This window comes from Alkalibacterium psychrotolerans, assembly GCF_054784355.1.
In genome coordinates, this window is sequence record NZ_BAAGPH010000026.1 from 42,682 (window position 1) to 53,643 (window position 10,962).

At 41.1% G+C, this 10,962-nt stretch carries 12 protein-coding genes and 1 pseudogene; 1 reads left to right on the top strand and 12 read right to left on the bottom strand.

Annotated elements, in window-relative coordinates; genetic code table 11:
• Window positions 1-352: 352 nt before the first annotated feature.
• From ACYVLS_RS04185 to ACYVLS_RS04195, 3 genes are all read right to left on the bottom strand, one after another.
• The gene (locus tag ACYVLS_RS04185; RefSeq protein WP_460321567.1) at window positions 353-799 is read right to left on the bottom strand and encodes a GatB/YqeY domain-containing protein; all 447 of its coding nucleotides are present in this window, start codon (window positions 797-799) and stop codon (window positions 353-355) included.
• Window positions 800-832: 33 nt separating this feature from the next.
• Window positions 833-1,006, bottom strand: coding sequence for a 30S ribosomal protein S21 (rpsU, locus tag ACYVLS_RS04190; RefSeq protein ID WP_228586798.1), 174 nt, complete (start codon window positions 1,004-1,006; stop codon window positions 833-835).
• Window positions 1,007-1,239: 233 nt separating this feature from the next.
• Window positions 1,240-1,656, bottom strand: a complete 417-nt coding sequence (locus tag ACYVLS_RS04195; RefSeq protein ID WP_460321570.1) for a Fur family transcriptional regulator — start codon at window positions 1,654-1,656, stop codon at window positions 1,240-1,242.
• Window positions 1,657-1,795: 139 nt separating this feature from the next.
• Here ACYVLS_RS04195 and ACYVLS_RS04200 point away from each other — a divergent pair, with 139 nt between their 5' ends.
• A complete protein-coding gene (locus ACYVLS_RS04200) occupies window positions 1,796-2,605 on the top strand; it encodes a pyruvate, water dikinase regulatory protein (protein WP_460321573.1) in 810 nt (269 codons plus the stop codon).
• A gap of 374 nt (window positions 2,606-2,979) precedes the next feature.
• On the opposite strand, the gene ACYVLS_RS04205 is transcribed toward ACYVLS_RS04200, so the two are convergent.
• The 9 genes and pseudogenes from ACYVLS_RS04205 to ACYVLS_RS04245 all read right to left on the bottom strand — a co-directional run bounded on the left by ACYVLS_RS04205 (window position 2,980) and on the right by ACYVLS_RS04245 (window position 10,854).
• Entirely contained in the window at window positions 2,980-4,461 is a 1,482-nt protein-coding gene (locus ACYVLS_RS04205; RefSeq protein WP_460321576.1) for an MDR family MFS transporter, read from the bottom strand.
• Window positions 4,462-4,584: 123 nt separating this feature from the next.
• Window positions 4,585-4,989, bottom strand: a complete 405-nt coding sequence (locus ACYVLS_RS04210) for a rhodanese-like domain-containing protein (protein ID WP_460321578.1) — start codon at window positions 4,987-4,989, stop codon at window positions 4,585-4,587.
• A 133-nt stretch (window positions 4,990-5,122) separates the two neighbouring features.
• On the bottom strand, window positions 5,123-6,226 hold the full coding sequence (locus tag ACYVLS_RS04215; RefSeq protein WP_460321580.1) for a YqgU-like beta propeller domain-containing protein: 1,104 nt from the start codon (window positions 6,224-6,226) through the stop codon (window positions 5,123-5,125).
• A 73-nt stretch (window positions 6,227-6,299) separates the two neighbouring features.
• On the bottom strand, window positions 6,300-7,271 hold the full coding sequence (locus ACYVLS_RS04220; RefSeq protein WP_460321582.1) for an ROK family glucokinase: 972 nt from the start codon (window positions 7,269-7,271) through the stop codon (window positions 6,300-6,302).
• Between the two features lie 18 nt (window positions 7,272-7,289).
• The gene (locus ACYVLS_RS04225) at window positions 7,290-8,000 is read right to left on the bottom strand and encodes a rhomboid family intramembrane serine protease (protein WP_460321584.1); all 711 of its coding nucleotides are present in this window, start codon (window positions 7,998-8,000) and stop codon (window positions 7,290-7,292) included.
• 159 nt (window positions 8,001-8,159) lie between these two features.
• Complete coding sequence (locus tag ACYVLS_RS04230) at window positions 8,160-8,474, bottom strand: hypothetical protein (protein ID WP_460321587.1); 315 nt, start codon at window positions 8,472-8,474, stop codon at window positions 8,160-8,162.
• A gap of 61 nt (window positions 8,475-8,535) precedes the next feature.
• Window positions 8,536-9,069 (bottom strand): hypothetical protein, encoded by a 534-nt coding sequence (locus ACYVLS_RS04235; protein WP_460321589.1) that lies wholly within the window; start codon window positions 9,067-9,069, stop codon window positions 8,536-8,538.
• A gap of 40 nt (window positions 9,070-9,109) precedes the next feature.
• Window positions 9,110-9,472 (bottom strand): hypothetical protein, encoded by a 363-nt coding sequence (locus ACYVLS_RS04240; RefSeq protein ID WP_460321592.1) that lies wholly within the window; start codon window positions 9,470-9,472, stop codon window positions 9,110-9,112.
• Window positions 9,473-9,687: 215 nt separating this feature from the next.
• A pseudogene (locus ACYVLS_RS04245) lies at window positions 9,688-10,854 on the bottom strand (BCCT family transporter).
• Between the last annotated feature and the right edge of the window lie 108 nt (window positions 10,855-10,962).

Sequence of the window (10,962 nt, forward strand, 5' to 3'; positions counted from 1 at the left end):
ACCGAATCACCATATAAGCACTTGAATCCTTTGTCTTAAAAGGTCAATGATTTAGCTGATTAGTTGATGCAAATGGATGTTGTCTTTAGTTTTAGACTCTATCGCATTTTTTCTCCCAGTTTAAAAGCTACGAGTTTTACCTTCATACCCAAATCAAAATATAATGTCACACTGAAGTCAAACTTTGATATGTAAAGGCTCAAAGTCTTTTGCTCGCCGAGTCTATACGTAAGGTACTTTATCTTCAAGCTCGCCTACAATTAACAACTTGAGTTTAAACGTAAGTGTTTAGGTCAAAAAAACAGGCCCCGACGAGTTGTCGAGAACCTGTTTTACCCATTATAAGATGTGGTTAGCTATTCAGTTCTTCCTTAACGATTGAACTGACAAGATTACCGTCAGCTTTCCCTTTAACTTTAGGCATTAAAGCTCCCATGACCTTACCCATATCTTTCATGGATGAAGATCCGGTTTCTTCAATCGTTTCTTTAACAATCCCTCTTACTTCTTCTTCGCTCAGTTGAGCGGGAAGATAATGGTCCACCACTTCGAGTTCTTTTTCCAATTTAATGACTAGGTCATCACGACCGGCTGCTTTAAATTCGTTCAAAGATTCGACACGCTGTTTTTTCTCGCGAGAAAGGACAGTGAGTTCATCTTCTTCCGTCAGTTCTTCTCCCTTGTTGATCTGTTCGGTCTGCAAGGCAGATTTCAGCATACGGATAGTCAATAACTTCTCTTTATCTTTAGCTTTCATCGCGACTTTCATATCCTGATTTAAATCATCAAGACGAGCCATTCAATCACCTTCTGTTAAAAGACATAAAGAACATTAGAATTTACGCTTGCGTGCTTCCTCTGATTTCTTTTTACGTTTAACACTTGGCTTGTCATAGTACTCGCGTTTACGGGCTTCTTTCAATGTGCCAGTTTTAGAAACGGAGCGTTTGAAACGACGAAGAGCATCATCAAGACTTTCACCTTTCTTGATATCTGTTTTAGTCAACGTTCTTCCCCTCCCCTCGTACATTCAGGGCGCTCCTATTGCTACTATTAAATGTTAGATTCACAATTGGTCTTCCCTATCACTAAATGATGTAATTGCATTATGCATATGCATATACACAATTCATTTTTTATTATAACTAATTAAAGAGAGAGCGTCAACACAATGTCCAAAATAATTATGGACAAAATGTAAACACTCTCACATATCTAACTAATATTATCTTAAAATGATCAGCTGCAGCAGTCGTCACACGTGCCGAATAATTCGAAACGATGAGACGTTACTTCGCAGCCTGGCAGTTGTCCTTTAAATAAATCCATCGGACATAGTTCCAGTTCTTTTGTCTTACCGCACTCTGTACAGATGAAATGATGATGATGTCCGTGGACGTCACAGCTGGACCGAAACAGTTTTTCACCATTCAGTTCAGTTTCTTCCACCACTGACAGTTCAACAAAGGTGTGTAAGTTACGGTATATCGTATCAGGACTGATTCCCGGGAACATTTCTTTTAAATGATCCTGAACTTCTTTAGCGGACATGTATTTCTTCTTGTTATAGAGAATTTCCAAGATGCGCTGTCTTTTACCAGTCGTTTTATAGCCATTTCGTTTAAGTGTTTTAACGGCTTGTTCAAAAGCTGTCAAGAGAATCGCTTCCTTTTTATAATTAACTTCTTAACTAGTATAACGAAACATGAGAATAATTCAAGAAACAATTTTAGTACACTATTGTTACATTTTACTTTATAATTAAAGTATTAAGTAAGAGAAAGGACTGATTATTATGTCTGATTCATCAGCTGCTACTATCTTTGTACTATCGGATTCAGTTGGAGGAACGGCAAGTAATATATTTTATGCTGCGCGAGCACAGTTTCCGGACGTATCTTTTGAACTAAAGAACTTCCCTTTTATTAGACAGGAAGAACAGCTTGAGTCAATATTGGAACGGGCTAAGAATCTTAACGCTATTGTTCTTCATACATTTGTCAATCCAGATTTTGTAGAATTAATCGAGAGCTACTGTTTAAAAGAAGATTTATCCTGCTTTGATGTCATCAGCCCATTAATCAATGAGTTGACCCTGCGTTCAAATGTGCTCCCTACCCACAAACCGGGAGCCAAACACAAACTGGATGAGAAGTATTTCGACCGTATCGGTGCGTTAGAATTTGCAGTGAAATACGATGACGGCAAAGATCCAAAAGGTTTTCTGGAAGCGGACATTGTTATTTTAGGTATTTCAAGGACGTCAAAAACACCGTTAAGTATTTTTCTTGCTAATCAGAACTATAAGGTGGCCAATCTCCCCTTAATGCCGGAATCCACTTTACCGGATGAAATCTGGCAGGTCGATTCCTCAAAAATCGTCGGATTGACAAATGAAGAGGAAATGCTGTCCAATATCCGTAAAGAACGTATGATTTCTTACGGCATGGAACCGGACACTCCCTACTCCAACAAAAATCGTATTCGAAAAGAAATTCGTTATGCAGAAGAAATGTATAAGAAATTAGATTGCAAAATTATTAATGTGGCGACAAAATCCATCGAAGAAACTGCAGCTATTATTGTTGATTCATTAGATGTATAACATTTATTCGTTTAGACCCTTTCATTAAATTGAGAGGGTCTTTTCTTATGGAGACATTCTTTGAGGAGTAAAGCAAGCGGTTAAGCAGAGAGAAAGGAAGCGGACTGAACACTATGTTTAGTTACAGAGTTTAGTTTGGGCTCAAAGTAAACTCTTCCGTCTTTTCAGTGTAGTTTACATTTACAAACTGCATCCTTCAAGGTAATTGGCACAGAAAAATGCAGTTTGAAATTTTTATAAGGTCTGAACTCCACTCCAAGTGGAGTTCACCCGCTGGAAAAGAACTTAAACTACTCATGTCGTCAAAACCAGCCTCTTCACACCTTTCTAGACAATAAAAACCCCTACCAAGTCTATGTGGTAGGGGTAATCCATTATTTAGCGGTACTGCGCTCTTTAATAAAGAAAGTCAGTACAAAGGCCATGAAGGCAAGCAGCGCCACCATAGCAAAGCCACCTCTAATCCCTTCTATCGTCAGGTCGGGTGCCGCACCTCCTGCTTCTGCATCGCCCAGAGTTGGTGAATGGACAAAGGCTGAGACAATGGACATTGAAGCAAAGACAAGTGTAATCGCGAAACTTGAGCCAATCTGCCTCACTGTCTGTCTCGCAGACGTTGCGTGCCCCATCTCTTCATTAGGCAAGGCATTCATACCGGCCGTTGTGACAGGTATGTTGAATATGCCAAAGCCGACCGACAATAATAGGTAGACCAGTACAATGTACCAGATAGGTGTGGTGTGTCCGACAAATACCAGCAGCAGTGTACCGGCAAAAAGCACAAAACCGCCAAGCGGACCAATTTTTGCTACGCCGAACTTATCGTATATTTTTCCGGTTACAGGCGAGATGAAAGCTTTGAACAGTCCACCAGGCAGTAATATCAGACCGGACAGTGTTGCCGACCGGCCGAGAACGGTCTGGATGTACATCGGCATGATATTGGAAATACCGGTGATGACCATAAGGCCGAGCATCGTGATGATAACGGCTATGCTGAATGTTCTGTTTTTAAATAGAGACACGTTAAGCATTGGATCGTCACTGTTCAAGTTGCGTCTGACGAACAGCACAATAAAGGCGGATCCGATAACAACAGATACCCAGGCTATAATGGAATCGAACCCTTCCGACCCAAGGATCGAGAGTCCAAAGAGCAGCATGCCGAATCCGATTAAAGAATGGCGAATGGATACCCAGTCAATTGTCGGGTTACTCATCGGAAGGACATCTGTCAATGATAAAATAGCAATAGGTATCACGAGAATTGAACCGATGAACAGGCCAAAGAATATATAATGCCAGGATAAGGTATCAACAACCCAACCCCCTGTAGCTGGTCCAAGTGTCGGTCCTAGTCCCAGTACCACACCCATCAATCCTAATGCGCTTCCTCTTTTTTCCGGAGGGGAAACCGTTAGTATGATGGTCTGCATCAATGGAATAACCATGCCGGCCCCAACACCCTGCAAAAGTGTACCGAACAGTACAACATAAAAGTTTATCCCCAGACCGGCTATGAATGAGCCTAGGCCGAATATAATCATCATCAATATGAACAGGTTTCTGGATCGGAATTTATTCATGGCAAAGGCTGTTATAGGCACCATGATACCTTTAATTAAGGTATAACCCGATACGGTCCACTGGCCGATTGAAGGCGATACATTTAAATCTCCTATCATTGTCGGCAGCGCTGTTTTGATTGCTGTCTGATTCATAATTACCATCAATGATCCGGCAAAGAGAGCCGTATACACCATCCAGTATGGTACTTCGTTATTGTCACGTCTATCCAATTGCTTAGTAAGCAGGCGAATCCCATTTTTTCCCCACTTTTTTTGTCTGATGTCCACTTTTTTCTCCTTTTAAACTCGTACTTTATTTTATTTTTTAATATGAAAAAAGGAAATCTGAACCGATTCCCTTCTACATCTTATTTAATTTATGACTCCAGTCGCAAAGTCAAACCGTGCAATTTAATCTAGAGATTTTTTTCGTTTGATTTTGCCATCCCAGTTGGTGTAGCCGCCTTTTAGTACATGGATATCTTCAAATCCCTGCTTTTTAAGGAGTAGCGCCGAGCGGTAACTGAGTGTTTTTTTGTCATCATATAAGTATATCGGCTGATCTTTACGCAATTCGTTGGCACGCTGTTTCATCTGCATGTATGGGATATTACGGGCACCTAAAATATGACCGGCATCAAAATCGTCTTTTCCTCTTACATCAACGATTTGCGCTTTACGCATATTCTGCTTGAACTCTTCGTTTTCAAGAGCCTCCGCTGCATTTTTTCGTCTGAAGTACTGAACTGCTTCCCAGATTCCCCATGCGATAATCCCTATCCAAAGCAGTATTGTTATAACTGTCCAAGTATCCAAATAAAACTTCCTCTCTATTCCTTATCATATAATAGTTTACATGACACAAGGTAAAAATTCTAGTCTATATTTAACCTGCATAGAAAAAATCCACTTATTTCTGTTGATTCCAGAAATAAGTGAACCTCTCGTGTTACATGGTCTCAAGTAATGAATGCATTTCATTGGAGCGCAAATCAATTATATACTCATAGCGCCAGCCGAATAATATAAACTCTTCGTTGTGCGACAATTCTATTGGAGCATCGTATGGTAAAGAGATAATCTCTTCCGATGTCTGATCTTCAAAATCAAGTCGTTCCAGGCTGAACTCTCCCAGACTTTCTTCCAGCACCACCGCTTCCTGAGGAATAACCCCATAAATATCCCCATTACGATTAGATTGAGTCAAATGAGGTTTCAACGGCAGTTCATTCATCGTAATTTTGGGAATAGTAATGACACTTTCCCCTACCAAGAACGGGTATTCATGAAACAAATGAACTTCCGAATCATTGATATCCGATTCCACGACGCCCACAAATGTATCCTGATGCATGAAGAAGTCAACAACATCACGGTTGATGACTAAGTCATCCGCTTCCTCGCGAATATCACCGATATATAGGTTGCGGCCCTCAAGTTCATCAATATACACATACACATTTGACGTGTACCACTTCGGATACATGGAGGAAATGGCTCTTTCAGTCAATGTATCTTCTTCGAGATTCCATATCTGTACCAGAATGTCTTCGCTTTCCTGTTCCAGACTATAGTGATAGTGCGAAATGAAAATTAAATCTGTATCAACGGTATTCCAGTCAAGCGATACATAACCGTTATAATCTATAGGCATACTGTGAGTCACTTCGCCTAAGCGGTCGATGATTTTGAGAAAAACACCTTCTTCAGTCACAACTTGAAATAAAACTTCACTGGACATGGGATTAAGTTCGATACTAAGTATATAACCTTGCTCCTCATAGAGTTCCTCAATTTCACCGGACACTACATTGTATAAATGCAATTCATGCTGATCCATGTCACCTGTATGCATCAGCACCGTCTCCGGACCAAACCAGCCTGCAACCTTCTGAAACAGATCATGCTCCAGGTTCACTAGTTGGAGAGTGGCTTCCTCCGGTTCGTCTTCGCCATTTGCCTGGCTGTCCTCGCTTGAACAAGCAAACAAAAAGAGGCAAAGACATGTGTAAAAAAGCCATTGTGTAACGTTATGCTTATTACACGTCAACATGTCTATCACCTCTTCAAGCAGTTATCTTACTGTTATTTTACCACAAGTAGTGTGTATTCTGTTTTTAATATGCTTATTGTGAAGCTTCAGCCAAGACGAGTGAGCTGGCACCGATAACACCTGCATCGTTTCCTAATTCAGCAATTCGGATATGCGTGTCTTCTCGAATAGTTGGAAAAGCATAGGCTTTGAAACGGTCTCTGATTTTATCCGCAAGGAACTCTCCTGCCTTTGATACTCCCCCACCTATTACAATAGTAGACGGGTTAAGTAAATTGGCAATGTTACCGCAGGCAAGGCCTAGATAGTCGCTGATTTCATCAACAATTGCCACAGCAAACTCGTCGCCTGCTTTTGCGGCATCCATGATGACTTTAGTATCAACAGGCTCATCAGCTAAGATGCTTTCTTTCAATTTAGATTCACCTTGATAGACAAACGCCCGGTCATTAGCTACTCGAACCACACCTGTTGCACTCGCTACCGTTTCCAGACAGCCTTTTTTACCGCACGTACAGTCATAGCCGTCACGGTCGACAGTCATATGACCAATTTCTCCGGCAGCTCCGCTTGCACCGTGCAGCAGCTGACCATTCATGATGACGCCGCCACCTACGCCTGTCCCCAGAGTAATAAAGACCACATTCGGCTCGTTATTCCCGGCTCCAATCCACTGTTCACCTAAGGCCGCTACATTGGCATCGTTATCAATGAAAAACGGAATGCCTGTCGCCCCTTCAATGGATTCTCTAAGTGGCTGAAGAGTTTTCCAGTTCAAGTTATAAGCGCCGATGACTGTCCCGTTCTCTTTGTTCACTGTTCCGGGAGACCCCATCCCAATCCCGATGAAGTCCTTAGAAGTAAAGCCGTGATCAGCCATATACGTTTTTACTGATTCAATAATTGAAGGGGGAATTAAACGGCCTTCCTCTGAAATATCTGTCATGATACTCCATTTGTCTAAAATCGTACCGTCACTATTCACGACAGCAAATTTGACGGAGGTCCCGCCTAAATCAATTCCAATTAACTTTTTATCTTCCAACTCTTTTCCTCCTAGTGGTTAATTAAATAACTGAATAATTGAAGCATAACGCATATAGCCTATTGCAAGAAAGACTAGAATGACTGCAACATAAATCAGTGCAAACATAATTTGTCTTTTACGATTTTTTTCCCATGCTCTAGGTGCAGACAAGGCATACGCCAGCAGATAACCGCCAACCAGACCACCTACATGTCCAGCCATATCAATGCCTGTACTGAACATCCCAAATACTAAATTTAATACAATCAGCAGTGAGAAGTTTCTAGCCATCGCCCCTATCTGCCGGTTTCCCGGAAACAGCTTGCCTAAAACGAGTGTTGATCCGAAAAGTCCGAACAATGCCGTACTGGCACCCGCGGAAACAGCAGGGTTAAAAGCAAAACTCGCGGCATTTCCAGCTAGAGCACTGAATATATACAATACGAAGAATCGCCAGTGTCCAAATACCATTTCAAGTTGAATGCCTAAAAAGTATAGAATTAAGCCGTTAAACATTAGATGAGTAATTCCGATATGGAGAAACATTGGTGTAAACAGTCTATACCAGTCCCCCATCACTATCAATTCATTGACTTTCGCACCTAGTCTGATTAATGTCCATTGATTAGTACTGCCGCCTAAAAACTCCTGAATGAGATACATGAAGCCGGTAATCCCGAGCAATCCATAAGCGACAAAAGGTTTTCTATTCCACCTCTGCAAGGTGATACGCATTTGTGCATTCACTTTTTTAGCTCCCTTAAGTCTTTAAAATCAGTATAGCATATAACAAACGGACGACCAATTTGAAAATAAAATAAAAGCATTCTAAATGCCTGAACCGTCAACCCAATTTGAGATTCGGCTAATCATTTAGAATGCTTTGGATAATTAAGTTAAATTATGCTACTCCATATTACCGTCAATATCGTCTTTGAACTTTCTGGCAGCTTTCAAGTTTGCTTTTTTTCTGTTCTCTTCTTCTACGGGTGTCGTACTGTCCTGACTGGAAGCGTCCATATTACTCAATTCACTTGTTTCGACTGCCACGATATGAGCCGGATTAACAAGGACCTGTTTCCCGTTCAGTAATGAGAATTCGTAAAAAGACCCTTCAGAGAGACTTCCTGAATCACTGATTAACTCACTGATTGAAGAAAGTGTACGGTCAACTGTATATGTTTTACCATTAGACATATAGATAACTGCCGTTTCAGACATACTATTCGCTCCTTTGAGTTATGATAGTTACATTTTACCGCAAAGGAGCAGAAATACAAATTTAACGAATAATCGCTTTGATGATCTGATCCCGATTCATCTCTGAAGTGACCGTGAATTCACCCGGTTGAACTCTTCTGATTAAATCATTGTCTTCCATGTAGTCATTAAATTCAAAAAAGTCATCAATCAAGCCGTAATCTTCAAGCTGAGAAGCAATGACACTGCTGGGTTGACCTTCGTTAATGACTATTGTGTACTCAGTTGAAGAAGATGAATTCTCTTCTGTTTCTGTGTCGCTGCTGTTCTCGCTCTCTTCTGCAGATTCAGCAGTGTCAGTTTCAGCATCATCTGAATATTCGTCTTCGTTTTGTCCGTCCGCAAGTTCTGTACCCTGCATATCCATCAATTTATCGTATTCAGCGCGCAGCTGTTCGTTTTCAAGCTCAAGCTGAACCGTCTTTTCTTCCAGTACTCGCATATCGGACTCTAATGCTTCAGACGATTCTGTACCGTTGACTGCCTGAAAAGCAGTGAGCAGCAGGCCGGAAACTAAAAAGCCTGTCGCCAGCAATCGTATATTCCGTTTCGTCATTCTTACTTCCTCCTATACCAAATCGTTACCGTCTTGCTTATTAGTTCGGCAGTCCATCGGTTATATAATCATTGATGACTTCCTGCACTGCCTGAGAGGATATATCAAGCTGGTCGGCAATCACATTTGTCGGTGTGCCTTTTGTAAATAACGTGATGATGTTATCTTTCAAAAGTCGAGTCAGCTGTGCAGATTTTTCGTCTGCCTCTTCTACAGCAATCTTGAGTTCTTTTTCAAGTTTATGTACTCTCAAATTCAGGTCATAGACTGTTTTAGTTACCGCTAAAGAAAAAGTTTCAAGTTCCTTGTAGGCCGGCTCCTTTTCCTCTTTCTTGATCAATGAAAAAATAAAAAGAAGCAGTGCTATTCCAAACAAGACACCTGCTATCATCCATATCTCCATACTGTACCCTCTTTCTTATTTTGTTTAACTCTTAAAATAGTATCACACTTCGCTCGTTTAAGGAAGATGAGATAACAGCCTTTTGCCAAGGAATACTTTATTGTAAAATTCGTGCAATCAATGTCATACTAAACCGGTCAGTTTTAAAGAAAAAATAGGCAGCCGGTATTCTTCAGCTGCCTGTTCTGTAATTAAAATCATGTTCGACGTTTATTTTAGTTCTTTTCAGAAAGTTTTGCTGCATCCCCGTCAATGATGGTGTTTTCTCCTTCATCCTCATGGATACGGTCTTCAATAAGCTTTTCAGTGACGGCTTCCACCAGTGCTTCATCTTCCACTCGTGTCTGAAAAACCTCGGTAATAATATGATCGTCCCTGACTTTCTGCAGCTTCTGTTTAACCGCTCGTTCAATCAAGAATTCCTGTCTCAGTCCCAAGTAAAGTGAGTAAATCATTACCAGGAGGATGATTGTGAACGGCAAACCAGTAATAATTGAAGCGGTCTGCAGGGCGGATAGCCCACCACCAACCAATAGTGTTGCGGCAACGACACCTTCCATAACAGCCCAGAATATACGCTGAGGAACAGGTGACTCAAGTTTCCCACCAGATGTTAAGTGGTCAACGACAAGTGACCCTGAGTCTGATGACGTAACGAAAAACACAACAACTAAAATGATTCAGACGATAGATAGAACATTGGAGATTGGAAGGTTCTCTACTAACTCGAACAAGGCCAGTGATTCATCAACGCTGATGATAGCCGTTAAGTCATTAATGCCGTTCAACTGCTGGAAAATTGCCGTTCCACCAAACACGCTCATCCATAGGAAGGAAATTGTGGTGAGGATAATTATAACTCCAATAATGAACTCTTTTACTGTACGGCCTTTTGATACACGGGCAATGAACATACCGACAAATGGTGACCAGGAAATCCACCATGCCCAGTAAAAGACTGTCCAGGCACCTTGCCAATTGCTATCCCTGAATGTTTCAGTCCACATACTCATTTCAACAAAATTGGACATGTAATAACCTAAGTTTTGGGTAAATCCACTTAGAATATATACGGTAGGTCCTGCTATCAGTACGAAAAGCAGGAAGACTCCCGCGAGAACCATATTGATTTCACTAAGTCGCTTGACCCCTCCGTCAAGTCCCATGACAACGGAAATTGTCGCAAAACCAGTAATGACAGCAATAAGGATAACTTGCGTGGTTGTATTAATGCTTAAGCCGAACAGATGATTTAGTCCAGCGTTTACCTGTGAAACCCCTAGCCCTAGTGAAGTAGCTAAACCCATTAATGTTGCGAGTACAGAGAGAATGTCAATGACATTACCCCAGAAACCATAAAGTTTATTACTCAAGTTTCGCACCCCTAAGAACGACGTTCTATCCTTTTACCGTAAAGATCAGTTAGAATATTGAACTTAAAAGTACAGAAAAAGACACCTCTCTTTGGTAAAATGTAGTTACCAACAAAC